This is a genomic window from Escherichia sp. MOD1-EC5189 (genome assembly GCF_002966045.1).
In the GTDB taxonomy this organism is placed as follows: Bacteria; Pseudomonadota; Gammaproteobacteria; order Enterobacterales; family Enterobacteriaceae; genus Escherichia; species Escherichia coli_F.
This window is the reverse complement of the sequence record NZ_PTRX01000007.1, coordinates 189,795-212,926: the sequence shown is the minus strand read 5'-3', so window position 1 is coordinate 212,926 and position 23,132 is coordinate 189,795. Positions and strand designations below refer to the sequence as shown.

Genomic DNA, 23,132 nt, shown 5'->3' with positions numbered 1-23,132 from the left:
GCCACAAAGCTCACAGGAGAAAAACCAGTGCGATACACAAAAGTCAAACCATGTCCATTTTGTGGTTGTCCATCAGTAACGGTGAAAGCCATTTCAGGATATTACCGCGCAAAGTGTAACGGATGCGAATCCCGAACCGGCTATAGTGGAAGTGAAAAAGAAGCACTCGAAAGATGGAATAAACGAACTACTGGAAATAATAATGGAGGTGTTCATGTATAAAATTACTGCCACTATTGAAAAGGAAGGTGGCACTCCTACTAACTGGACAAGATATTCAAAATCTAAATTAACGAAATCAGAATGCGAAAAAATGCTCTCAGGGAAAAAAGAAGCAGGCGTTTCCAGAGAGCAGAAAGTAAAGCTGATAAATTTTAATTGCGAGAAACTTCTGTCCTCGTGAGTTGCATTATATACAAATTAGAACTTCATAGCTGATTATTAAAAATCAACCACATCCGCCAGTATTCTGTATATTTACTGGCGGTCATATCGTAAGAGGTATGGCAATGAATCTTGTGACACTCAAAACGTGGGGAAAACTCAGATATCCGGATAACCCACCATCAATATCAACGCTGAGACGATGGGCAAGGAATGGAAACATTTATCCTGCACCTGAACTACACGGGAGGAGTTACAGGGTGGTTCCGGAGGCTTTCTATATCAACCCAAATAAGGTTGATACCGATATAACACACCATCAGCCTAATGGGCGACAAGGGAGAGACAGTCCGTTACTGGAGAAGTTAAAACATGCAGCGGAAAAAATACGATCCCAATTTGCCTAAAAACTTAACATATCGAAGGAGGGACAAAGCATATTACTGGCGCAACCCTCTGACGAAAGAAGAATTTACACTAGGTAAAATTTCAAGAAGAGATGCAGTAGCGCAGGCAATTGAAGCAAATCATTATATATACAAAAACTACTCTCCTGCTGCCTTAATTGAAAAGCTTAAAGGGCTCGACTCATTTACTATGGCAGACTGGATTGAACGTTACAAAACGATTCTTATAAGGAGAAAAGTGTCCAGAAATACTTATAAAATTCGGGTAAATCAACTGGAGACAATAAAAGAAAAATTGGGAGAGATTTTACTGACAGAAATAACCACTCGCCATATTGCCGAGTTTCTTGATTTGTGGATTGAAGGAGGGAAAAACACAATGGCAGGATCAATGCGTTCTGTGTTGTCTGATATGTTTCGTGAGGCCATTGTTGAAGGACGTATATCTCAAAATCCAGTAACACCAACAAGAGCACCGAAAATAGTAGTTACAAGAGAACGACTGAAACTAAAGACATACAACTGCATCAGGGAGGCAGCAGATCAACTTCCGGCATGGTTCCCATTAGCTATGGATTTAGCCCTTGTAACAGGACAACGTCGCGAAGACATAACGAATATGCGGTTTAGTGATATTTATGATGATCGTCTCCACATCAGGCAAATTAAGACAGGAATGATGATTGCTATCCCCCTGTCACTCAGCCTTCCTGTCGCTGGTCTACGGCTTGGTACAGTAGTTGAACAGTGCCGCCTGGTAAGCCGGGGAGATTATCTAATCAGTGCCGGGATTAGAAAAAACAGCCCTGACGGCAGCATTCACCCGGACGGCCTGACAAAAAAATTTGTCGCAGCCAGAAAATTAACAGGTATCCAGTTCAGTGAAAACCCACCAACTTTTCACGAGATCAGAAGTCTGGCTGGACGATTGTACAAAGAAACATGTGGAGAAGAATTTGCTCAGCGTCTACTTGGCCACACATCGGAGAAGACAACAAAAATGTATCTTGATGAGAGGGAAAAAACGTACTTACTGCTCTGATTTTAACGTAAATGGATTGTTAAATGCATTTTGGTTGTGATATAACCAAAAAAGACCGGAATACAGAAATTCGAGTAAATTTCGGGGAATTTCGGGGAGGCGTTTGCAACTAATTGATTTTAAATACAATTAAAAAAAGACCGAATACGATTCCTGTATTCGGTCCAGGGAAATGGCTCTTGGGAGAGAGCCGTGCGCTAAAAGTTGGCATTAATGCAGGCTTAGTTGCCTTGCCCTTTAAGAATAGATGACGACGCCAGGTTTTCCAGTTTGCGTGCAAAATGGTCAATAAAAAGCGTGGTGGTCATCAGCTTAAATGTTAAAAACCGCCTGTTCTGGTGAAAGAACTGAGGCGGTTTTTTATTGGAAATCAAAAGGCTATTTTAGGTAATTAACAGAGTTTTTCAGCTCGCTCTATAAACGGTGCCAGACTCATTTTTTCACCTGGATTGTTAGGATCATCAATCTGAATCACCGAAATGGGCTGGGCATTGGTCTTCCCGCTGGCGACTTCCTTTTGTGCGATATCGTTCAAAGGATACTGCACGAGGGTACTCGGATTAATAACATACAACGCATGGCCCGGTCGGCATGTCAGCATTACCTCTTCGCGGTTAAATGCCCATTTGTCTTTACCCACTTCAAAACGACTGACGGTAATCACCTGCGGTGCCGCCAGCGCCGCTGCAGAACTGGTGAGTAACAGAAACGCCAGAATACTTTTTTTCATCATTTTCGTAATCCATCAAAAAGGTTCGAGAGTCGCAAGCAGGCTGATGATCACCAGCACTACCGCACCTATCGCCCATTCGAGTTTAGTCATCCACACAAACCAGGGAGCCGCACGATCTTCATCCTGCCTCATGCGCGGTACAAGAACATAACGATTAGCCAGCGCGATGACCACCATAATCATCACCAGGATGGCTTTGAGCAATAAGAGTTGGCCCCAGTAAGTCGTAAGCGTGGGGGGAAATCTGGTAATCAACAATGCATTAAGCACGCCGCTTGCCAGTACGCCGATCACCGCAAAATGCCCGCACCAGGAAAAACGCATCAGCGCCTGAATAGCCTGGTGTCGCCAACGGCCTTTGATGAGTTGCATACACCAGAGCACCGGAAGTAATCCTCCAAACCACGCCGCCGCACAGATCAGGTGAATCGCGTGATTAGTCTGATGGATTTTCGCCGTTACCCCTTCATTCAGCGTCGCATGCCCGACTCCCGCCAGCAGAATAAATTGCGCGGTAGTGAGCATAAACAGCAAACGTGGCATATTCCGCGGTTGCATAAGGGCGACGATCAACGTTACGAGGGCGAGAACAATTTGCCATAACCAGACGCCACCAAACTGCGTTTGCAAAACAGCCTGCCAAATGTTTGGCGAAAATACATCTGACCATCCCGTTCCCATCAACCCGCCCTGAACTGCGAGCATTGCAGTGGCACTGCTCAAACTCCAGACGGCAGCGTGCTGTTGTAAACGCAGAAAACGCTTCGTCAGCAAGCGACGAATCGTTAAGGGGGCCAGCCAGGCACCGTACATTGCGAAGCCAAAAACCAGCATCAGCGAGGTGAAATGGATAAATCGCAGCGCGATCCAGGTAAACGCCAGCATGATTTATTTCACGCTAAAGGTGTAGTGTCCTTTCGTTTTATGCCCGTCCACCGAAACAACATGCCAGTCAACGGTGTAGGTTCCGGGTTTCAGCGAATCGGCCAGTGGAACAATCAGTTGCTTTTGGTCCTGCTCATTCCGCTTCGCCGGTAATGTTTTAATATTTTCGTTTTTTGGCCCCGTGATTTTTGCACCACTGAATCCTGTTTCAACGCCTTCCGAGAAGTTTAAAGTGATTGCCTGCGGGGCAGCTGTCACTTGCGCGTTTGCCGCAGGATACTGATGCGTTAAATGCGCATGTGCCCAGACGGAAGGTGTCACCAACGTAGTGGTCAGGATTGCCAGCGCGTAGCGAAGGGAGCGTGCAGTTGAAGTCATATTATCTATTCCTTTTTGTAATAACTTTTTTACAGAGCATAACCTTGTCTAATGTCTGAGTCGAGGATCATCAATTCCGGCTTGCCATCCAGGCTCACTCTTAGTAACTTTTGCCCGCGAATGATGAGGAGATTAAGAATGCTGAAGAATCTGGCTAAACTGGATCAAACAGAAATGGATAAAGTGAATGTCGATTTGGCGGCAGCCGGGGTGGCATTTAAAGAACGCTACAATATGCCGGTGATCGCTGAAGCGGTTGAACGTGAACAGCCTGAACATTTGCGCAGCTGGTTTCGCGAGCGGCTTATCGCCCACCGTTTGGCTTCGGTCAATCTGTCACGTTTACCTTACGAGCCCAAACTTAAATAAAACTTATACAGAGTTACACTTTCTTACATAACGCCTGCTAAATTATGAGTATTTTCTAAACCGCACCCATAATTTGCAGTCATTTTGAAAAGGAAGTCATTATGTCGTTCTGGAAAGTTGCAGCAGCGCAATATGAGCCTCGTAAAACCTCACTGACCGAACAGGTAGCTCATCATCTGGAGTTTGTGAGGGCCGCCGCCAGGCAACAATGTCAGCTGTTAGTTTTTCCATCGCTTTCTTTACTGGGGTGTGATTATTCGCGACGTGCCCTTCCTGCCCCACCCGACCTCTCGCTGTTAGACCCGCTTTGTTATGCTGCAACGACCTGGCGAATGACCATCATTGCCGGCCTTCCCGTTGAATATAACGATCGCTTTATTCGTGGAATTGCGGTGTTCGCACCGTGGCGAAAAACGCCAGGGATCTACCATCAGAGTCATGGTGCATGTCTGGGCCGTCGTTCCAGAACCATCACGGTGGTCGATGAACAACCGCAAGGTATGGATATGGATCCGACCTGTTCACTATTTACGACAGGGCAATGTCTGGGGGAACCCGACCTGCTGGCGTCGACCCGCCGCTTACAATTTTTTTCACATCAGTACTCAATTGCCGTGCTGATGGCAAATGCCCGTGGTAACAGTGCACTATGGGATGAACATGGTCGTCTCATCGTTCGCGCCGATCGTGGTTCATTATTGTTAGTCGGTCAGCGTTCATCACAGGGTTGGCAAGGCGATATCATTCCATTACGCTAGGCTTTTTCGGCCTGGAGCATGCCATGTTGCGCATTATCGATACAGAAACCTGCGGTTTGCAGGGAGGGATCGTTGAGATTGCCTCTGTTGATGTCATTGACGGAAAAATCGTCAACCCCATGAGCCACCTGGTGCGCCCCGATCGTCCTATTAGTCCACAGGCGATGGCGATTCATCGCATCACCGAAGCCATGGTCGCCGATAAACCGTGGATTGAAGATGTGATCCCGCACTATTACGGTAGTGAATGGTATGTCGCGCACAACGCCAGCTTTGACCGCCGCGTACTGCCTGAGATGCCCGGTGAGTGGATTTGCACTATGAAACTGGCCCGTCGTCTGTGGCCAGGGATCAAGTACAGCAATATGGCGTTATATAAAACACGGAAGCTCAATGTACAGACGCCGCCGGGCCTGCATCATCACCGCGCGTTGTATGACTGTTATATCACCGCTGCGTTGCTTATCGATATTATGAACACCTCCGGCTGGACGGCAGAACAGATGGCCGATATCACCGGACGTCCATCGTTGATGACGACCTTCACCTTTGGCAAATACCGTGGCAAAGCGGTTTCCGACGTTGCCGAACGCGATCCGGGCTATCTGCGCTGGTTATTTAATAACCTGGACAGCATGAGCCCGGAGCTGCGTTTAACACTGAAACATTATCTGGAAAATACTTAATCCGCAGGCGTAGCGGGTAATGTTCCCTGCGCCAGCGCGACCAGAAAAGCATATTCCATCGCTACGCCTTCGTACGATTTAAAGCGACCAGATTTACCGCCATGGCCTGAGTCCATGTCGGTACAGAGCAATAAAAGATGGTTATCGGTTTTCAGCTCGCGCAATTTAGCGACCCATTTTGCCGGTTCCCAATATTGCACCTGAGAATCGTGTAAACCGGTCGTTACCAATAAATGCGGATAAACCTGTGCGGTGACGTTGTCATAGGGGCTGTAGCTTTTCATGTACTCGTAATATTGCGGATCCTGCGGATTCCCCCACTCTTCGAATTCGCCGGTGGTAAGAGGAATTGATTCATCAAGCATTGTTGTTACAACATCAACAAACGGTACCTGGGCGATAACGCCGTGGAACAATTCCGGGCGTTGATTAATTGCAACGCCCATCAACATGCCCCCCGCACTCCCGCCCATCGCATAACAGAGCGAAGGAGAGCCATAGCCCAGTTTTAACAATGCATCGCAGGCATCAAGATAATCATTAAACGTATTTTTCTTCTTCAGAAATTTTCCGTCTTCGTACCATTGTTGCCCCAGCTCACCACCGCCGCGAACATGGACAATGGCGTAGACAAATCCACGATCCAACAAACTCAAGCGGCTAAAACTGAAATCGGCATCAATACTTGCGCCGTAAGAACCGTAGCCATACACCAGTAGCGGGTTGTGTCCTTTGCGAAAATGTTTGCGATGATAAACCAGCGAAACCGGGACTTCGACGCCATCACGGGCGACTATCCACAGGTGTTCACTGCGGTAATTCGCCGCATCAAAACCGGGAACTTCCGTTTGTTTTAATACACGACGCTCACCGGTATCCATATCCAGTTCAAACAAAGTATCTGGTGTGGTCATGGAAGAATAACCATAACGCAATCGCGCGGTTTCAGGTTCTGGATTGTAGGCAATCCAGGTCACATAGGCCGGATCATCAAAGGCAATGCCAATGACTTCCCGGGTCTTGCGGTTGATTTGGCGCAAACTGGTTAACCCGCGCTGACGCTCTTCAACCACCAGCCAGTCGGTAAACAGCGTAAACCCTTCCAGCATAATGTTATCGCGTGGCGGAATTAACTCTTCCCACTGTTGTTCATCACGCATACGGGTACGGTATAAGCCAAAGTTTTTGCCGTGGCGGTTGGAACGCAGATAAAACCGATGCTGGTAGTGATCAAGGCTGTATTCGTGATCTTTGCGTCGCGGCAGAAAAACAAACGGCTCGGCATCGGCCATTTCCGCGTCCAGCAGGCGAACTTCACTGGTGGTGGCGCTGGCCAGATGAATGACTACATAGTGCTTCGAGGTCGTTTTATGCAGGCTGACGTAATAGGTATCGTCTTTTTCTTCGTAGATCAGTTTATCCTGCGATGCTGGCGTACCGATGGCGTGACGCCAGACCTGATAAGGAAGCAGCGTCACCGGATGCTTGCGAACATAGTAGAAAGTCCAGGAATCATTTGCCCAGACAAAGCTGGGTTCAACGTTATCCAGCAGTTCCGGATACCAGTTACCTGTTTCCAGATTACGAAAACGAATGCCGTACTGGCGTCGGGAAAGAAAATCTTCTGCCAGTGCCATAATGGTGTTATCGGGCGTAATCGCCATTCCGCCCATCGAATAAAACTCACTGTGCGCCGCGCGCTTGTTGGCATCGAGCAATGTTTCCCACTCATCCCACTCTTCGCTGAACGCCGATTGACGCTGGTAGATAGCATATTCACAGCCTGGTTCATAAATATGCCGATAGCGGTAGCCATTTTTGATGTAGGGAGCAGAAACTTCTCTTTGCGGAATGCGGTCGATGATTTCCTTTAAGATGCGATCCTGTAAGGCTTGTTGCGAGGCCATCACCCGATGACCGTAACTATTTTCTTGCTGCAGGTAGTCCAGGACTTCCGGCTGAGAACGCGTATCGTCCCGCAGCCAGTAGTAATTATCGATGCGCGTATCGCCATGAAGCGTCATGGCGTGGGGAATGCGAGCGGCTTTTGGTAGCATGTTATTGTTCTTTCTGGTTGAAACATCTTATAAGGGTGGCAAAACTCACCGGGGATGCAAGCGAAACAGGGGAGTCATTGCTTAGATGATGACAGGTAATGGCGCGGATTTCGAATGTTATGCAGACAGAGAAGATCAGCCAGTTCAAATGGCTGTGCGGTTCTGGATAGCCCGAAATAGTCAACTTCAGGCTATCCAGAGAGCGGAATTATTCCACCAAAGTACGTTTTTGCTGTTCGAGATCTCGTTCAATGCCTTCACGAACATCCTGGGGGATTTTCAGCGCGTCACCCAGTGCATTCAGGTAACTGCGTTCCATAAAATGGTCAATATCAATAGCCGCGCAGCTCAGGAAATAGATTTCCAGCGCCTCTTCTTCATTGCGGACCCCGGTAGCCAGGCGTTGTGGATCCAGCGGTTGTTCGATTGCCTGCTCAATGAGTAAACGCCCCTGCTCTTCCACGCCGGCTTCACGCAATTGCTGGTCGATTGCCGCACGTTCTCTGGCATCAATATGACCATCACTTTTAGCGGCAAAGACCAGCGCAAGGATCAAACGTGCCGTACGCTCATCCAGCGGCGTACTTTGCGCGCCAAACTGCGATTCGTCCTGATGCGCCGCGCGAATTTTATCTTTGTATTTATTCCACAGCACCGTACCCGCTACCGCTCCGCCGCCAAGCAGCAACGCGTTGGTGCCATATTTCGTAAGAAGTTTCCGTGCTGATTTATTTGCGACCAGCAGCCCAGCCAGTCCGCCTAATGCGCCAGGCACTAAAAGTTTGCCCAATCCCTGATCCGCAGACGAGGAGGTAGAAGAACTGCTTTGCCCAAGCAGGGATTGCAGTTGATTTAACCAGTTAGCCATATTTGCTCCTCAATAACCATTTTTAGTGCCTGTAGCATAGCGGATGAGGATGTCAGAAAATGTATATCGAGACAAAAGATGCGCAAATAAGCGGGTCGGCAGGCCGTTATTCAAAGAAATTCGCGCCAGGTAAGGTGTTCACTGTATATCAGGTGATAAGGGTATTTTAGGTGAACGTAATTTGACGTTTTGAGTGGCATTGTTTGATGCTGATTGCCCGATGCGACACTGTTGCGTCTTCCCAGGCCTACGATTGAGGTGCCTTGTAGGGCGGACCAGGCACTCGCGCCGCATCCGCCGACGGTCAATCGAATTATCAGAGGCCATTAACGCCGCTGATATTCCGCCATTCCCGCTTTGCAGTCCACGCTGACCTGGTAATGAATATCGGCACTTTTACCACGCACGGTTAGCGGTACTGACCATTTATCATCTTTACCCTGAATGTCCTGCAAACTGACCCATACCACAGGATCGGCCTGACCGACAATTTTTTGATCATCTGCCCAGCGCGCCACGCGATTTTGTTGATAATCACGTTTTACGCTCGCGGCAATTCCGGCAGCATCCAGACCTTCACACTTTGGGAAAGTGACCGACTTGCTGGTTTCATTATTGGCAGCGAAAACTGATGCGCAGGCAGAAACCAACAACAGCCCTAAAAACGCCCCTCTTTTTTTCATGTTTTTCTCCATAGCACAATGATTCAGGAGAAAGCATGGTACAAATTGTCAGGAGCGCAAGTTGCTTCAGGCCGCGTGTGAGGCATCTTCCTCTTCGGATTCAGCACCGACGACCTGTGGGGACGGTAATTTGCCGGTTTTCAGAATGGTGCTCAGCACATCTTTTTGTTCTGCCAGCCATAGCGAAAGGGCTTCACGTTGCTCGTCTTCCATTTGCACTGGAGAATTTGTCAGCCAGGTGTCAAGCAGATCCGCCGTATCAAGCATTTTGTCATAAGCATCGGCTTCCTTTTTGCTGGTAAACGACATTTTCTCTTCGCCCTCACGAATGACTACGTATTTAACTTCAACCGCCATTTGCAGCCTCTCATAATAACTGTGATTTTATACAGTATATTTCTTCTCGATTGGGAAATCAACTTCAACAATAAAGACACGCGCAAACGTTTTCGTTTATACTGCGCGCGGAATTAATCAGGGGATATTCGTTATGACGTTATTAGGCACTGCGCTGCGTCCGGCAGCAACTCGCGTGATGTTATTAGGCTCCGGTGAACTGGGTAAAGAAGTGGCAATCGAGTGTCAGCGTCTCGGCGTAGAGGTGATTGCCGTCGATCGCTATACCGACGCGCCAGCTATGCATGTCGCGCATCGCTCCCATGTTATTAATATGCTTGATGGTGATGCATTACGCCGTGTGGTTGAACTGGAAAAACCACATTATATCGTGCCGGAGATCGAAGCTATTGCCACCGATATGCTGATCCAGCTTGAAAAGGAAGGACGGAATGTTGTCCCCTGCGCTCGCGCAACGAAATTAACGATGAATCGCGAGGGTATCCGTCGCCTGGCGGCAGAAGAACTGCAGCTACCCACTTCAACTTATCGTTTTGCCGATAGTGAAAGTCTTTTCCGCGAAGCAGTTGCCGCTATTGGCTATCCCTGCATAGTTAAACCGGTAATGAGCTCTTCCGGCAAAGGGCAGACGTTTATTCGTTCCGCCGAGCAGCTTACACATGCGTGGGAATACGCTCAGCAAGGTGGACGCGCCGGAGCGGGCCGCGTGATTGTTGAAGGCGTCGTTAAGTTTGATTTCGAAATTACCCTGCTAACCGTCAGCGCGGTGGATGGCGTCCATTTCTGTGCACCGGTAGGTCATCGCCAGGAAGATGGCGACTATCGTGAATCCTGGCAACCACAGCAAATGAGCCAGCTGGCTTTGGAACGTGCGCAAGAGATTGCCCGTAAAGTGGTGCTGGCACTGGGCGGTTATGGGCTGTTTGGTGTCGAGCTGTTTGTCTGTGGTGATGAGGTGATTTTCAGTGAGGTCTCCCCTCGCCCGCATGACACCGGGATGGTGACGTTAATTTCTCAGGATCTCTCGGAATTTGCCCTGCATGTGCGTGCTTTCCTCGGACTTCCGGTTGGCGGGATCCGCCAGTATGGCCCTGCAGCTTCTGCCGTTATCCTGCCACAACTGACCAGTCAGAATGTCACGTTTGATAATGTGCAGAATGCCGTAGGGGCAGGTTTGCAGATTCGTTTATTTGGTAAGCCGGAAATTGATGGCAGCCGTCGTCTGGGTGTAGCGCTGGCGACCGCTGAGAGCGTTGATGAAGCGATTGAGCGCGCAAAGCACGCCGCAGCACAGGTAAAAGTACAAGCTTAACCCCGGCGAAAAACGCTACAAAAATGCCCGATTCACGATCGGGCATTTTGACTTTTATAGCTTAGCGCCTTCTACAGCTTCACGCGCCAGCTTAGTAATGCGGTCGTAATCGCCCGCTTCCAGCGCATCTGCCGGAACCAGCCAGGAACCACCGATGCACAGCACGCTTTTCAGCGCCAGGTAGTCACGGTAGTTAGCCGGAGAAATACCACCTGTCGGGCAGAAACGGACCTGGGAGAACGGACCCGCGATCGCCTGCAGGGCTTTCACGCCGCCGTTAGCTTCAGCTGGGAAGAATTTGAACTCTTTCAAACCGTAGTCCATACCCAGCATCAGTTCGGAAACAGTGCTGATCCCCGGAATCAGAGGAATAGTCCCTTCGGTAGCAGCTTTCAGCAGCGGCTCGGTCAGACCCGGGCTAATTGCGAACTGTGCACCCGCTTCGGTGACTTCTGCAAGCTGCTGTGGATTCAGCACCGTACCGGCACCCACAATCGCTTCAGGCACTTCTTTGGCGATAGCACGGATAGCGTCAACTGCACACTCGGTACGCAGAGTCACTTCCAGAACGCGCACCCCACCAGCAACCAACGCTTTTGCCATCGGCACCGCGTGTTCCAGTTTTTTTACCACGATAACCGGTACAACCGGGCCGGTGGTGAGGATTGATTCTGCACTTGTTTTCCAGTTTTTCATCAGAGTTTTCTCTCGCCTGATTACAAATTTGTCGTCTTAAAAAGTGATACAGGTTGCGCCCTGTTCGGCACCGGACAGTTTTTCGCGCAAGGCGCTGAATAATTCACGTCCTGTTCCCACGCGTGACGCGCTCAGGTCAGGAATGTGTGGTTCGCGAGCAGCCAGTTCCGCTTCGTCTACCAGCAGCGTCAGTTCGCCTGTCTGTCCATTCACACGAATGATGTCCCCGTCGCGCACTTTTGCCAGCAGCCCGCCATCGTAGGCTTCTGGTGTTACGTGGATAGCTGACGGCACTTTACCTGAAGCGCCGGAGAGTCGTCCATCGGTAACTAACGCAATTTTGAAACACCGGTCCAATAATACACCAAGTGGCGGCATGAGTTTATGTAATTCTGGCATTCCGTTCGCTTTTGGCCCCTGATGACGGACAACAACGACACAATCGCGGTCCAGCAAACCCGCTTCAAAGGCCGGCATAACGTCATGCTGGCTTTCAAAAACAACCGCAGGCGCTTCAATCACCTGGTTCTCTACCGGCACGGCAGAGGTTTTCATAACCGCTCGGCCCAGGTTACCGCTTAACACTTTTGTCCCGCCATGATGAGAGAAAGGTTGTTCGAAGGAAGCGATCACATTGTTGTCGAGTGATTTTTCTGCCCCTTCCCGCCAGTCCAGTTCACCATTATTCAGCCATGGTTCAAGGGTATAACGAGACAGACCAAAGCCTGCCACCGTATTGACATCTTCATGCAGCAGGCCTGCTTTGAGCAGTTCACGCACCAGAACCGGTACGCCACCTGCCGCCTGGAAGTGGTTAATATCGGCCGGACCGTTCGGGTAGAGACGTGCCATCAGCGGTACAACATCAGAAAGGTCAGAGAAGTCATCCCAGTTAATCTGAATACCGGCTGCGCGCGCCATCGCCACCAGGTGCATGGTGTGGTTAGTGGAACCACCGGTCGCCAGCAGTGCAACGATACCGTTCACCACCACTTTCTCATCGATCATCTTACCGATCGGCATCCATTCATTACCATTGCCGGTCATGCGTGTAACCTGGCGCGCAGCGGCAGCGGTCAAAGCATCGCGCAGCGGGGAGTCCGGATGAACAAAAGAAGAGCCCGGCAACTGCATCCCCATAAACTCCACCACCATCTGATTCGTATTGGCGGTACCGTAGAAAGTACATGTCCCTGGAGCATGATAAGACGCAGCTTCTGACTCCAGCAGCGCCATGCGGTCCACTTTACCTTCAGCATAAAGCTGGCGAATCCGCACTTTTTCTTTATTTGGCAAACCGCTTGCCATCGGACCTGACGGCACAAACACCGCAGGCAAATGCCCAAACGACAGGGCTGCCATCGTCAGCCCGGGGACAATCTTGTCGCACACACCGAGGAACAGCGCACCATCAAACATGTTATGGGACAGCCCCACCGCCGCAGACATCGCAATCACTTCGCGGCTTAACAGCGACAATTCCATTCCATCCTGCCCCTGGGTGACACCATCACACATCGCCGGAACACCGCCCGCAACCTGACCAACCGCATTCGCTTCATGCAGGGCTTTACGAATGATTTCTGGATAGTGTTCATAAGGCTGGTGTGCGGAGAGCATGTCGTTATAGGAAGTGATGATGGCGATATTGTTACGCAACATGCTTTTCAAAGAGGCTTTGTCTTCTGGCTGGCAGGCAGCGAAACCGTGTGCCAGGTTACCACATGCCAACTGCGAACGATGAACGGTCGAAGTTTTCGCTTGTTCTATCCGGGCGAGGTAAGCAGAGCGAGTCTCGCGCGAACGTTCAATGATTCGATTTGTTACGCGTAACAATTGTGGATTCATAAAGGCTCCTGAAATTGAGTTGTCAGAGCAGGATGATTCACAACGCGTTTCATTCAGAGGATTTATGACTGAAACGCCTGTAACCGGAGCTCATAGGGCAAAAACGTTTCAGTCAGTGTAATAAAAAAAGCCTCGTGGGTGAATCCACACGAGGCCTGAAAGTGTAAAAATTGTTCTACAATCTGTGCAAGATCATGTTACCGGTAAAATAACCATAAAGGATGAGTGCAGATATTACTCAAACTCATTCCAGGAACGGCCATCACGGGTAATCATCGCCACCGAGGCAACCGGTCCCCAGGTTCCGGCCTGATACGGTTTCGGCGCATCATTGTCCATCGCCCACGCCTCAGTAATGGAGTCCACCCATTTCCAGGCTTCTTCTACTTCATCACGACGTACAAACAGTGCCTGAATACCGCGCATGGTTTCCAGCAGCAGACGTTCATAGGCATCTGCTAAATGCGTCTGATTAAAGGTTTCTGAATAGCTCAGGTCCAGCTTGGTGATTTGCAGGTTATGTTTGTGATCAAGGCCAGGAACTTTATTTAGTACCTGGATATCCACGCCTTCATCAGGTTGTAGACGGATAGTCAGTTTATTCTGAGGCAAATCCTGCCACGACTCTTTGAACAGATTCAGTTCAGGTGTTTTGAAATAGACCACAACTTCAGAACATTTGGTCGGTAGACGTTTACCAGTACGCAGGTAGAATGGCACACCGGCCCAGCGCCAGTTATCAATGTCGACGCGGATCGCCACGAAGGTTTCTGTATTGCTGCTCTTGTTCGCGCCCTCTTCTTCCAGATAGCCCGGCACTTTTTTGCCCTGGGCGAAGCCCGCAGTATATTGCCCGCGTACGGTTTTTTCGCGCACGTTGGAGCGGTCAATGCGGCGCAGAGACTTCAGTACTTTGACTTTTTCATCGCGGATGCTGTCTGCACTCAAATCAGACGGCGGAGACATCGCAATCATGCAAAGAATTTGCAGCAGGTGGTTTTGGATCATATCGCGCATCTGACCGGCTTTATCAAAATAGCCCCAGCGCCCTTCGATCCCCACTTCTTCTGCCACGGTAATCTCAACATGATCAATGGTGCGATTGTCCCAGTTATTCACAAACAGGGAGTTAGCAAAACGCAGCGCCAACAGGTTCAGCACCGTTTCTTTACCAAGATAGTGGTCGATACGGTAAACCTGGCACTCCTCGAAGTATTCGCCAACCTGATCATTGATTTCCTGCGAGGTCGCCAGCGACGTCCCCAGCGGTTTCTCCATGACTACGCGTGCCGGTTTAGCATTCAGTTTTGCCTCGCCAAGCCCTTTGCAGATTGCACCAAAAGTGCTGGGCGGCATGGCAAAGTAGTTAATGGTGATACGATTTTTTTGATCCAGCATCGCACCGAGACGGCTGAATGCAGCTGTGTCATTGACATCGAGATTACAAAAATCCAGACGTGCACTCAGGGTGTCCCATAAACCTTCATCAATGGTTTCTTTCATGAAAGTTTCGAGTGCCTCGCGGACAACTTTGGTATATGCCGCTTTATCCCAGTCAGCACGCCCTACGCCGATAATCCGGGTGTCCGGGTTGAGCTGACCGGCTTTTTCCAGTTGATACAGGGAAGGCAGCAATTTACGACGCGCAAGGTCGCCTTTCGCGCCGAAAATGACCAGGTCACAGGCCTGGGCTGTTTGCGTTACCGCCATGTCATTCTCCTTAAGTTAACTAACCCGGTACTTAAGCCAGGGTATACTTGTAATTTTCTTACGGTGCACTGTACTGCTTTTACGAGCTTGCGAAAACTGTAAACGCTTATCCACCCGTGCGATTACAGTAAAAGCGCGCAAAGTGCGGCAAAACTGATAAAAAAATCATCGTTTTCCATTGGGTAAAAATCTGACACTGATCATGTTATGAAAAAAAATAACAACTTTTTTATCTGCTTTTGTCATTAACACAGCGCACAGGCGTAATATCTGTCAAAACTGCATTTCGATTTCTTTCAGTGCGGAAATCGTCATTACCCGTGAGTCTCTTTACATCATGAATATGCTGGAAAAAATCCAGTCTCAGCTGGAACATTTGAGCAAATCAGAGCGCAAAGTTGCCGAGGTCATTCTGGCTTCGCCCGATAACGCGATCCATTCGAGTATTGCTGCTCTGGCGCTGGAGGCCAATGTTAGTGAACCGACGGTGAATCGTTTCTGTCGCAGTATGGACACGCGCGGTTTTCCTGATTTTAAACTGCATCTGGCACAAAGTCTGGCGAATGGCACCCCCTATGTTAATCGCAACGTCAATGAAGATGACAGCGTTGAATCATACACGGGAAAAATATTTGAGTCGGCAATGGCGACGCTCGATCATGTCCGTCATTCACTGGATAAATCTGCCGTTAACCGCGCCGTCGACTTGCTCACTCAGGCCAAAAAAATCGCGTTTTTTGGATTAGGCTCTTCTGCCGCCGTTGCCCACGATGCGATGAATAAGTTCTTTCGTTTTAATGTTCCGGTGGTGTACTCCGATGATATCGTGCTGCAACGCATGAGTTGTATGAATTGTAGCGACGGAGACGTGGTGGTGCTGATTTCTCACACTGGAAGAACAAAAAATCTGGTCGAGTTGGCGCAGTTGGCACGGGAAAACGACGCCATGGTGATTGCCCTCACCTCTGCGGGTACCCCGCTTGCCCGAGAAGCAACGCTAGCAATTACCCTCGATGTACCGGAAGATACTGACATTTATATGCCCATGGTTTCTCGACTTGCACAGCTGACCGTGATAGATGTGCTGGCAACAGGTTTTACTTTGCGACGCGGTGCAAAATTCAGAGATAACTTGAAGCGGGTCAAGGAAGCGCTGAAGGAATCGCGTTTTGATAAGCAGTTACTTAATTTAAGTGACGATCGCTAAAAACGACTGTCACTGTTCTAATCTTATACGACATCCGAATGAGATTACTTTATCGCCATAACGGCGTTATTTCATTCGGATTTCATGTTCAAGCAACACCTGGTTGTTTCAGTCAACGGAGTATTACATGTCCAGAAGGCTTCGCAGAACAAAAATCGTTACCACGTTAGGCCCAGCAACAGATCGCGATAATAACCTTGAGAAAGTTATCGCTGCGGGTGCAAACGTTGTACGGATGAACTTTTCTCACGGCTCTCCTGAAGATCACAAAATGCGCGCGGATAAAGTTCGTGAGATTGCCGCAAAACTGGGGCGTCATGTGGCTATTCTGGGTGACCTCCAGGGGCCCAAAATCCGTGTATCCACCTTTAAAGAAGGCAAAGTTTTCCTCAATATTGGGGATAAATTCCTGCTCGACGCCAACCTGGGTAAAGGTGAAGGCGATAAAGAAAAAGTCGGTATCGACTACAAAGGCCTGCCTGCTGACGTCGTGCCGGGTGACATCCTGCTGCTGGACGATGGTCGCGTCCAGTTAAAAGTACTGGAAGTTCAAGGCATGAAAGTATTCACCGAAGTGACCGTCGGCGGTCCGCTCTCCAACAATAAAGGTATCAACAAACTCGGCGGTGGTTTGTCGGCTGAAGCGCTGACCGAAAAAGACAAAGCAGACATTAAGACTGCGGCGTTGATTGGCGTAGATTACCTGGCTGTTTCCTTCCCGCGCTGCGGCGAAGATCTGAACTATGCACGCCGCCTGGCTCGCGACGCAGGTTGTGATGCGAAAATTGTTGCCAAGGTTGAACGTGCGGAAGCCGTTTGCAGCCAGGATGCAATGGATGACATCATCCTCGCCTCTGACGTGGTAATGGTTGCTCGCGGCGACCTCGGTGTGGAAATTGGCGATCCGGAACTGGTCGGCATTCAGAAAGCGTTGATCCGTCGTGCACGTCAACTAAACCGCGCGGTAATCACTGCGACCCAGATGATGGAGTCAATGATTACTAACCCGATGCCGACGCGTGCAGAAGTCATGGACGTAGCAAACGCCGTTCTGGATGGTACTGACGCTGTGATGCTGTCTGCAGAAACTGCTGCTGGTCAGTATCCTTCAGAAACCGTTGCAGCCATGGCGCGTGTTTGCCTGGGTGCGGAAAAAATCCCGAGCATCAACGTTTCTAAACACCGTCTGGACGTTCAGTTCGACAATGTGGAAGAAGCTATCGCCATGTCAGCAATGTACGCGGCTAACCACCTGAAAGGCGTTACGGCGATCATCACTATGACCGAATCGGGTCGTACCGCTCTGATGACCTCCCGTATCAGCTCCGGTCTGCCGATTTTCGCTATGTCGCGCCATGAACGTACGCTGAATCTGACTGCTCTCTATCGTGGCGTTACGCCGGTGCACTTTGATAGCGCCAATGACGGCGTCGCAGCTGCCAGCGAAGCGGTTAATCTGCTGCGCGATAAAGGTTACTTGATGTCTGGTGACCTGGTGATTGTCACCCAGGGCGACGTGATGAGTACCGTGGGTTCTACTAATACCACGCGTATTTTAACGGTAGAGTAAGTACGTTGCCGGATGCGGCGAAAACGCCTCATCCGGCCTACAGTTCAATGATAGTTCAACAGATTTCGAATCTTCTGAAGCAAACTTGAACTTATCACACGGCGGAAGCCTCTCCTCGCGAGAGGCTTTTTTTATTTGATGGGATAAAGATCTTTGCGCTTATACGGTTGGATTTCGCCCGGTTTGCGAGTTTTCAGCAATTTTAATATCCAGGTGTATTGTTCTGGTCGCGGACCAACAAAAATCTCGACTTCTTCATTCATCCGCCGCGCAATCGTATGGTCATCCGCCTCTAACAGATCATCCATCGGTGGGCGCACCTGAATCGTCAGACGATGCGTCTTGCCATCATAAATTGGAAACAGCGGTACAACGCGCGCACGACACACTTTCATCAAACGACCAATCGCGGGCAACGTCGCTTTATAGGTGGCAAAGAAATCAACAAATTCGCTGTGCTCTGGACCATGATCCTGATCGGGTAAATAATATCCCCAGTAGCCCTGACGTATCGACTGGATGAATGGTTTAATACCATCATTTCTCGCATGCAGACGACCGCCAAAGCGACGACGCACCGTGTTCCAGACATAATCAAAAACCGGGTTGCCCTGATTATGGAACATCGCTGCCATTTTCTGCCCTTGCGAGGCCATCAGCATGGCCGGGATATCGACGGCCCAACCGTGCGGCACCAGAAAAATCACTTTCTCGTTATTACGCCGCATCTCTTCGATGATCTCCAGCCCTTGCCAGTCAACGCGCGGCTGAATTTTCTCCGGCCCGCGTATTGCCAACTCAGCCATCATTGCCATCGCTTGCGGCGCAGTGGCAAACATCTCATCAACAATCGCTTCGCGTTCAGCTTCACTACGTTCTGGAAAGCAGAGCGACAGATTGATTAACGCACGACGGCGTGAGCTTTTTCCCAGTCGTCCGGCAAAACGTCCCAGCCGTGCCAGAATGGGATCGCGGAACTTTGGCGGTGTTAAAGCGATACCCGCCATCGCTGCTACGCCCAGCCATGCTCCCCAGTAGCGAGGATGGCGAAAGGATTTATCAAACTCAGGAATGTATTCGCTATTATTTTTTTTCGTTTCCATGCTTTTCCAGTTTCGGATAAGGCAAAAATCAATCTGGTGATAGTGTAGCGGCGCAACTTGCCCCGCACCAAATAAAAAAGCCGGTACTGACTGCGTACCGGCTGCGAATGGATGTTAATTAATCAAACCGTAGCTGCGGCACAATCTCTTTGGCCTGCGCCAGGAATTCGCGACGATCGGATCCAGTCAGTCCTTCGGTACGCGGCAGTTTTGCCGTCAACGGGTTTACGGCCTGCTGGTTGATCCAGACTTCATAGTGCAAATGCGGCCCGGTTGAACGCCCAGTATTACCGGAAAGCGCGATACGGTCGCCACGTTTCACTTTCTGTCCTGGTTTCACCAGAATCTTACGCAAGTGCATATAACGCGTGGTGTAGCTACGACCATGACGAATAGCCACATAATAACCTGCTGCGCCACTGCGTTTGGCAACCACCACTTCACCGTCACCCACTGAAAGCACTGGCGTACCCTGTGGCATGGCGAAATCAACACCTCTGTGCGGTGCAACGCGACCAGTCACCGGGTTAGTACGACGCGGGTTAAAGTTAGAAGAGATACGGAATTGTTTCGCCGTCGGGAATCGCAAGAATCCTTTCGCCAGACCAGTGCCGTTACGGTCGTAGAATTTGCCATCTTCAGCGCGGATTGCGTAATAATCTTTACCTTCAGAACGCAAACGTACGCCCAGCAGCTGACTTTGCTCACGTTTGCCATCAAGCATTTCTCGTGACATTAACACCGCAAATTCATCGCCTTTTTTCAGTTTGCGGAAGTCCATTTGCCACTGCATAGCTTTAATCACAGCGCTCACTTCGGCGCTGGTTAAACCGGCGTTTCTGGCGCTGGCAACAAAACTTCCTCCGACGGTACCTTTCAGCAGATTGTTAACCCATTCCCCTTGCTGCATTTCGCTGGTCATTTTAAAACCGTTAGCGGCAGTGCGGTCATAGGTTCGGGTTTCCCGACGAGATACTTCCCAGGTAAGGCGCTGCAATTCGCCGTCCGCGGTTAATGTCCAGGAAAGTTGTTGACCGATTTTCAGGTTACGCAATTCTTTGTCGGCAGCAGCCAGTTGGGTGATATCACCCATATCAATACCATACTGATTGAGAATGCTGCTTAGCGTATCGCCAGTGGAAACAACATATTCATGCACGCCCGCTTCACCGGCGATTTTGTCATCCAGTTCATCCTGGGGAATGGCTTCATCTTCTTGTGCAGCTTGATCAATCGGCTCACTGGCTTCAGGTAAGAGCGAACGAATTTCGTTCTGTTCCAGCTCAATGGTTTTGACAATTGGCGTGGCATCGCGGTGATAAACATAGGGCCGCCAGACAGCGACGGCCAGAGTAAGAACGGTGAGCGACCCCAACATAACGCGGTGTGGTCGCGGTAAATTATTAAACGCCAGGGCGACAGAGCGGGCTATCTGTTGCACGTAATCACTTCCTCATTAATCTCCTTTCAGGCAGCTCGCATACTGGTTGGCTAATTGATTCAGGAATTCTGAATAGCTTGTTTTACCCAGTTTGATATTCGTCCCCAGGGGATCCAACGTTCCCATACGAACGGATGTCCCTCGTGCGACGCTCTCAACGACCGCTGGCCTGAACTGTGGCTCAGCAAAAACGCAGGTTGCTTTTTGCTCAACCAACTGTGTTCTTATTTCATGTAAACGCTGCGCGCCAGGTTGAATCTCAGGGTTAACGGTAAAATGACCAAGCGGTGTCAGTCCGAACTGTTTTTCGAAATAGCCGTAAGCATCGTGAAAAACGAAATAACCTTTCCCCTTGAGCGGCGCGAGCTCGTTACCAACCTGCTTTTCGGTTGAGGCTAATTGTGCCTCAAAATCCTTCAGGTTGGCGTCAAGTTTGGCTCGACTTTGCGGCATAAGTTCCACTAATTTTCCATGGATTGCAACCGCTGTAGCCCGCGCTATCTCTGGGGAAAGCCAAAGATGCATGTTGAAATCGCCGTGATGGTGATCTTCGTCACTTTTTTCCGCGTGGTCGTGATCATCATCATCGCCGTGAATACTTTTCATCAGCAGCGGTTTCACATTCTCTAGCTGCGCAATCGTTACCTGTTTGGCTTCAGGTAATTTACTTACCGGTTTTTGCATGAACGCTTCCATCTCCGGGCCAACCCAAACAACTAAGTCCGCGTTCTGTAAGCGTTTTACATCTGATGGACGCAGTGAATAATCATGTTCTGAAGCGCCGTCAGGAAGTAAAACCTCCGTTTCTGTTACCCCATCAGCAATGGCAGATGCGATGAACCCAATGGGTTTAAGCGAAGCGACAACGGCAGCATCTGCGGCCTGTGTTGCACCACCCCAAAGAGCGGCGGATAATGCTGCGAAAAGAAGCGTTTTTTTATGTAACATAATGCGACCAATCATCGTAATGAATATGAGAAGTGTGATATTATAACATTTCATGACTACTGCAAGACTAAAATTAACATGACAAGTCTGGTTTCCCTGGAAAATGTCTCGGTTTCTTTTGGCCAACGCCGCGTCCTCTCTGATGTGTCGCTGGAACTTAAACCTGGAAAAATTTTGACTTTACTTGGGCCAAATGGCGCAGGTAAGTCGACACTGGTACGGGTAGTGCTCGGACTGGTAACACCCGATGAAGGGGTTATCAAGCGCAACGGAAAACTGCGCATCGGCTACGTACCGCAGAAGCTGTATCTCGACACCACATTGCCACTGACCGTAAATCGATTTTTACGCTTACGCCCTGGCACACATAAAGAAGATATTTTGCCTGCACTGAAACGTGTCCAGGCCGGGCATCTGATTAACGCACCGATGCAAAAGCTCTCGGGTGGCGAAACACAGCGTGTATTGTTAGCGCGAGCATTGTTAAATCGACCGCAATTATTAGTGCTGGATGAACCCACTCAGGGCGTGGATGTGAATGGTCAGGTGGCGTTATATGACCTTATTGACCAGTTGCGTCGCGAACTGGATTGTGGCGTTTTAATGGTCTCTCACGATCTGCATCTGGTAATGGCAAAAACCGATGAAGTGCTTTGCCTGAATCACCACATTTGTTGTTCCGGCACACCGGAAGTTGTTTCCCTGCATCCGGAGTTTATTTCTATGTTTGGTCCTCGTGGTGCTGAACAACTGGGTATCTATCGCCATCATCATAATCATCGTCATGATTTACAGGGACGAATTGTTTTGCGTCGGGGAAATGATCGCTCATGATTGAATTATTATTTCCTGGTTGGTTAGCCGGGATCATGCTCGCCTGTGCCGCGGGTCCGCTGGGTTCGTTTGTGGTCTGGCGTCGTATGTCTTATTTCGGTGATACACTGGCTCATGCCTCATTACTTGGCGTCGCGTTTGGTTTATTGCTGGACGTGAATCCATTCTATGCGGTAATTGCCGTTACGCTGCTGCTGGCGGGCGGTCTGGTATGGCTGGAGAAGCGCCCACAGCTGGCGATCGACACGTTATTAGGGATTATGGCGCACAGTGCCCTGTCGCTGGGCCTGGTGGTCGTTAGTCTGATGTCTAACATTCGTGTTGATTTGATGGCTTACCTGTTCGGTGATTTGCTGGCAGTGACGCCAGAAGATCTCATCTCTATTGCGATTGGCGTGGTCATCGTAGTGGCGATTCTGTTCTGGCAATGGCGCAATTTGCTGTCAATGACGATTAGCCCGGATCTGGCGTTTGTTGATGGTGTGAAATTACAGCGCGTGAAATTGTTGTTGATGCTGGTGACAGCATTGACGATTGGTGTAGCGATGAAATTTGTCGGCGCGTTGATTATTACTTCGCTGCTGATTATTCCTGCAGCTACAGCGCGTCGCTTTGCCCGCACGCCGGAACAGATGGCCGGTGTCGCTGTTTTGGTGGGAATGGTGGCAGTAACTGGCGGTTTAACCTTTTCCGCATTTTACGATACGCCGGCGGGTCCGTCGGTAGTGCTATGTGCGGCACTGTTATTTATTATCAGTATGATGAAAAAGCAGGCCAGCTAATCTGTCGCTGAACACATTTGTCGGATGCGGCGCGAGCGCCTTATCCGACCTACGGTTCGCTACTTTTGGTAGGC

General features: G+C 49.6%; 25 protein-coding genes. 12 read left to right on the top strand and 13 right to left on the bottom strand.

Features of this window, described 5'->3' with window-relative positions; translation table 11 throughout:
• The first annotated feature begins 27 nt into the window (after window positions 1-27).
• From ralR to ATB02_RS08800, 4 genes are all read left to right on the top strand, one after another.
• Window positions 28-222 (top strand): type I toxin-antitoxin system endodeoxyribonuclease toxin RalR, encoded by a 195-nt coding sequence (ralR, locus tag ATB02_RS08815; protein WP_105271431.1) that lies wholly within the window; start codon window positions 28-30, stop codon window positions 220-222.
• A complete protein-coding gene (locus tag ATB02_RS08810) occupies window positions 215-403 on the top strand; it encodes a DUF1187 family protein (RefSeq protein ID WP_001356607.1) in 189 nt (62 codons plus the stop codon). The genes ralR and ATB02_RS08810 overlap by 8 nt, the downstream gene beginning before the upstream one ends.
• 106 nt (window positions 404-509) lie before the next feature.
• On the top strand, window positions 510-791 hold the full coding sequence (locus ATB02_RS08805; protein ID WP_001311878.1) for an excisionase: 282 nt from the start codon (window positions 510-512) through the stop codon (window positions 789-791).
• The gene (locus ATB02_RS08800; protein WP_105271426.1) at window positions 757-1,833 is read left to right on the top strand and encodes a tyrosine-type recombinase/integrase; all 1,077 of its coding nucleotides are present in this window, start codon (window positions 757-759) and stop codon (window positions 1,831-1,833) included. Before ATB02_RS08805 ends, ATB02_RS08800 begins: the two co-directional genes overlap by 35 nt.
• A 391-nt stretch (window positions 1,834-2,224) precedes the next feature.
• On the opposite strand, the gene ATB02_RS08795 is transcribed toward ATB02_RS08800, so the two are convergent.
• From ATB02_RS08795 to yobA, 3 genes are read right to left on the bottom strand one after another with little or no spacing between them, the layout of a single operon-like run.
• A complete protein-coding gene (locus ATB02_RS08795; protein WP_000976467.1) occupies window positions 2,225-2,566 on the bottom strand; it encodes a YebY family protein in 342 nt (113 codons plus the stop codon).
• Window positions 2,567-2,578: 12 nt separating this feature from the next.
• Entirely contained in the window at window positions 2,579-3,451 is an 873-nt protein-coding gene (gene copD, locus ATB02_RS08790) for a copper homeostasis membrane protein CopD (RefSeq protein ID WP_039020725.1), read from the bottom strand.
• Window positions 3,452-3,454: 3 nt separating this feature from the next.
• Window positions 3,455-3,829, bottom strand: coding sequence for a CopC domain-containing protein YobA (gene yobA, locus ATB02_RS08785; RefSeq protein WP_000204701.1), 375 nt, complete (start codon window positions 3,827-3,829; stop codon window positions 3,455-3,457).
• Between the two features lie 138 nt (window positions 3,830-3,967).
• Between yobA and holE the strand changes: the two genes are divergently transcribed.
• The 3 genes from holE (at window position 3,968) to exoX (ending at window position 5,642) form a co-directional block, all read left to right on the top strand.
• Window positions 3,968-4,198 carry a DNA polymerase III subunit theta gene (holE, locus tag ATB02_RS08780; protein WP_000916763.1) on the top strand — a complete coding sequence of 77 codons (231 nt, stop codon included), beginning with the start codon at window positions 3,968-3,970 and terminating at the stop codon, window positions 4,196-4,198.
• 101 nt (window positions 4,199-4,299) lie between these two features.
• Window positions 4,300-4,956: a carbon-nitrogen hydrolase family protein YobB gene (gene yobB, locus ATB02_RS08775; protein ID WP_000011660.1), complete on the top strand. Its 657-nt coding sequence runs from the start codon at window positions 4,300-4,302 to the stop codon at window positions 4,954-4,956.
• 23 nt (window positions 4,957-4,979) lie between these two features.
• Window positions 4,980-5,642, top strand: coding sequence for an exodeoxyribonuclease X (gene exoX, locus ATB02_RS08770; protein WP_000944256.1), 663 nt, complete (start codon window positions 4,980-4,982; stop codon window positions 5,640-5,642).
• Here exoX and ptrB read toward each other — a convergent pair.
• The 4 genes from ptrB to yebG form a co-directional block, all read right to left on the bottom strand.
• Window positions 5,639-7,699 (bottom strand): oligopeptidase B, encoded by a 2,061-nt coding sequence (ptrB, locus tag ATB02_RS08765; RefSeq protein WP_105271425.1) that lies wholly within the window; start codon window positions 7,697-7,699, stop codon window positions 5,639-5,641. The two genes, exoX and ptrB, sit on opposite strands and share 4 nt — an antisense overlap.
• Window positions 7,700-7,907: 208 nt before the next feature.
• Window positions 7,908-8,567 carry a tellurite resistance TerB family protein gene (locus tag ATB02_RS08760; RefSeq protein ID WP_105271424.1) on the bottom strand — a complete coding sequence of 220 codons (660 nt, stop codon included), beginning with the start codon at window positions 8,565-8,567 and terminating at the stop codon, window positions 7,908-7,910.
• A gap of 326 nt (window positions 8,568-8,893) precedes the next feature.
• Window positions 8,894-9,250 carry a protein YebF gene (yebF, locus tag ATB02_RS08755; protein ID WP_021556897.1) on the bottom strand — a complete coding sequence of 119 codons (357 nt, stop codon included), beginning with the start codon at window positions 9,248-9,250 and terminating at the stop codon, window positions 8,894-8,896.
• Between the two features lie 66 nt (window positions 9,251-9,316).
• Window positions 9,317-9,607 carry a DNA damage-inducible protein YebG gene (yebG, locus tag ATB02_RS08750; protein ID WP_000257738.1) on the bottom strand — a complete coding sequence of 97 codons (291 nt, stop codon included), beginning with the start codon at window positions 9,605-9,607 and terminating at the stop codon, window positions 9,317-9,319.
• Window positions 9,608-9,740: 133 nt separating this feature from the next.
• On the opposite strand from yebG, the gene purT reads away from it, so the two are divergent.
• Window positions 9,741-10,919, top strand: coding sequence for a formate-dependent phosphoribosylglycinamide formyltransferase (gene purT, locus ATB02_RS08745; protein WP_105271423.1), 1,179 nt, complete (start codon window positions 9,741-9,743; stop codon window positions 10,917-10,919).
• A gap of 54 nt (window positions 10,920-10,973) precedes the next feature.
• Here purT and kdgA read toward each other — a convergent pair whose 3' ends face one another.
• From kdgA to zwf, 3 genes are all read right to left on the bottom strand, one after another.
• Window positions 10,974-11,615, bottom strand: coding sequence for a bifunctional 4-hydroxy-2-oxoglutarate aldolase/2-dehydro-3-deoxy-phosphogluconate aldolase (gene kdgA / locus ATB02_RS08740; RefSeq protein ID WP_000800512.1), 642 nt, complete (start codon window positions 11,613-11,615; stop codon window positions 10,974-10,976).
• A gap of 36 nt (window positions 11,616-11,651) precedes the next feature.
• A complete protein-coding gene (edd, locus tag ATB02_RS08735) occupies window positions 11,652-13,463 on the bottom strand; it encodes a phosphogluconate dehydratase (protein ID WP_001069461.1) in 1,812 nt (603 codons plus the stop codon).
• A 234-nt stretch (window positions 13,464-13,697) separates the two neighbouring features.
• Window positions 13,698-15,173: a glucose-6-phosphate dehydrogenase gene (gene zwf, locus ATB02_RS08730; protein WP_000301727.1), complete on the bottom strand. Its 1,476-nt coding sequence runs from the start codon at window positions 15,171-15,173 to the stop codon at window positions 13,698-13,700.
• 337 nt (window positions 15,174-15,510) lie between these two features.
• On the opposite strand from zwf, the gene hexR reads away from it, so the two are divergent.
• Both hexR and pyk read left to right on the top strand, forming a co-directional pair.
• On the top strand, window positions 15,511-16,380 hold the full coding sequence (gene hexR / locus ATB02_RS08725; RefSeq protein ID WP_001056701.1) for a DNA-binding transcriptional regulator HexR: 870 nt from the start codon (window positions 15,511-15,513) through the stop codon (window positions 16,378-16,380).
• A gap of 127 nt (window positions 16,381-16,507) precedes the next feature.
• On the top strand, window positions 16,508-17,950 hold the full coding sequence (gene pyk / locus ATB02_RS08720; RefSeq protein ID WP_000091148.1) for a pyruvate kinase: 1,443 nt from the start codon (window positions 16,508-16,510) through the stop codon (window positions 17,948-17,950).
• Between the two features lie 131 nt (window positions 17,951-18,081).
• Here the strand turns inward: pyk and lpxM are convergent, their stop codons facing one another.
• The 3 genes from lpxM to znuA form a co-directional block, all read right to left on the bottom strand.
• Window positions 18,082-19,053, bottom strand: coding sequence for a lauroyl-Kdo(2)-lipid IV(A) myristoyltransferase (gene lpxM / locus ATB02_RS08715; RefSeq protein ID WP_010364183.1), 972 nt, complete (start codon window positions 19,051-19,053; stop codon window positions 18,082-18,084).
• A 118-nt stretch (window positions 19,054-19,171) separates the two neighbouring features.
• Window positions 19,172-20,494, bottom strand: coding sequence for a murein DD-endopeptidase MepM (gene mepM / locus ATB02_RS08710; protein ID WP_001184045.1), 1,323 nt, complete (start codon window positions 20,492-20,494; stop codon window positions 19,172-19,174).
• A 15-nt stretch (window positions 20,495-20,509) separates the two neighbouring features.
• On the bottom strand, window positions 20,510-21,442 hold the full coding sequence (znuA, locus tag ATB02_RS08705) for a zinc ABC transporter substrate-binding protein ZnuA (protein WP_024212292.1): 933 nt from the start codon (window positions 21,440-21,442) through the stop codon (window positions 20,510-20,512).
• A 78-nt stretch (window positions 21,443-21,520) separates the two neighbouring features.
• On the opposite strand from znuA, the gene znuC reads away from it, so the two are divergent.
• Window positions 21,521-22,276, top strand: coding sequence for a zinc ABC transporter ATP-binding protein ZnuC (gene znuC, locus ATB02_RS08700; RefSeq protein ID WP_000202996.1), 756 nt, complete (start codon window positions 21,521-21,523; stop codon window positions 22,274-22,276).
• On the top strand, window positions 22,273-23,058 hold the full coding sequence (gene znuB / locus ATB02_RS08695; protein WP_000571478.1) for a zinc ABC transporter permease subunit ZnuB: 786 nt from the start codon (window positions 22,273-22,275) through the stop codon (window positions 23,056-23,058). Before znuC ends, znuB begins: the two co-directional genes overlap by 4 nt.
• Window positions 23,059-23,132 lie beyond the last annotated feature (74 nt).

Bases quoted from the DNA above. Each gene is read 5' to 3' on its own strand.
- znuB (WP_000571478.1), top strand. From the start codon at position 22,273: ATGATTGAATTATTATTTCCTGGTTGGTTAGCCGGGATCATGCTCGCC.
- holE (WP_000916763.1), top strand. From the start codon at position 3,968: ATGCTGAAGAATCTGGCTAAACTGGATCAAACAGAAATGGATAAAGTG.
- yebF (WP_021556897.1), bottom strand. From the start codon at position 9,250: ATGAAAAAAAGAGGGGCGTTTTTAGGGCTGTTGTTGGTTTCTGCCTGC.
- copD (WP_039020725.1), bottom strand. From the start codon at position 3,451: ATGCTGGCGTTTACCTGGATCGCGCTGCGATTTATCCATTTCACCTCG.
- yebG (WP_000257738.1), bottom strand. From the start codon at position 9,607: ATGGCGGTTGAAGTTAAATACGTAGTCATTCGTGAGGGCGAAGAGAAA.
- ATB02_RS08795 (WP_000976467.1), bottom strand. From the start codon at position 2,566: ATGATGAAAAAAAGTATTCTGGCGTTTCTGTTACTCACCAGTTCTGCA.
- yobB (WP_000011660.1), top strand. From the start codon at position 4,300: ATGTCGTTCTGGAAAGTTGCAGCAGCGCAATATGAGCCTCGTAAAACC.
- ATB02_RS08800 (WP_105271426.1), top strand. From the start codon at position 757: ATGCAGCGGAAAAAATACGATCCCAATTTGCCTAAAAACTTAACATAT.
- hexR (WP_001056701.1), top strand. From the start codon at position 15,511: ATGAATATGCTGGAAAAAATCCAGTCTCAGCTGGAACATTTGAGCAAA.
- yobA (WP_000204701.1), bottom strand. From the start codon at position 3,829: ATGACTTCAACTGCACGCTCCCTTCGCTACGCGCTGGCAATCCTGACC.
- ptrB (WP_105271425.1), bottom strand. From the start codon at position 7,699: ATGCTACCAAAAGCCGCTCGCATTCCCCACGCCATGACGCTTCATGGC.
- zwf (WP_000301727.1), bottom strand. From the start codon at position 15,173: ATGGCGGTAACGCAAACAGCCCAGGCCTGTGACCTGGTCATTTTCGGC.
- ATB02_RS08760 (WP_105271424.1), bottom strand. From the start codon at position 8,567: ATGGCTAACTGGTTAAATCAACTGCAATCCCTGCTTGGGCAAAGCAGT.
- lpxM (WP_010364183.1), bottom strand. From the start codon at position 19,053: ATGGAAACGAAAAAAAATAATAGCGAATACATTCCTGAGTTTGATAAA.
- kdgA (WP_000800512.1), bottom strand. From the start codon at position 11,615: ATGAAAAACTGGAAAACAAGTGCAGAATCAATCCTCACCACCGGCCCG.
- znuA (WP_024212292.1), bottom strand. From the start codon at position 21,442: ATGTTACATAAAAAAACGCTTCTTTTCGCAGCATTATCCGCCGCTCTT.
- znuC (WP_000202996.1), top strand. From the start codon at position 21,521: ATGACAAGTCTGGTTTCCCTGGAAAATGTCTCGGTTTCTTTTGGCCAA.
- exoX (WP_000944256.1), top strand. From the start codon at position 4,980: ATGTTGCGCATTATCGATACAGAAACCTGCGGTTTGCAGGGAGGGATC.
- pyk (WP_000091148.1), top strand. From the start codon at position 16,508: ATGTCCAGAAGGCTTCGCAGAACAAAAATCGTTACCACGTTAGGCCCA.
- ATB02_RS08810 (WP_001356607.1), top strand. From the start codon at position 215: ATGTATAAAATTACTGCCACTATTGAAAAGGAAGGTGGCACTCCTACT.
- edd (WP_001069461.1), bottom strand. From the start codon at position 13,463: ATGAATCCACAATTGTTACGCGTAACAAATCGAATCATTGAACGTTCG.
- purT (WP_105271423.1), top strand. From the start codon at position 9,741: ATGACGTTATTAGGCACTGCGCTGCGTCCGGCAGCAACTCGCGTGATG.
- ATB02_RS08805 (WP_001311878.1), top strand. From the start codon at position 510: ATGAATCTTGTGACACTCAAAACGTGGGGAAAACTCAGATATCCGGAT.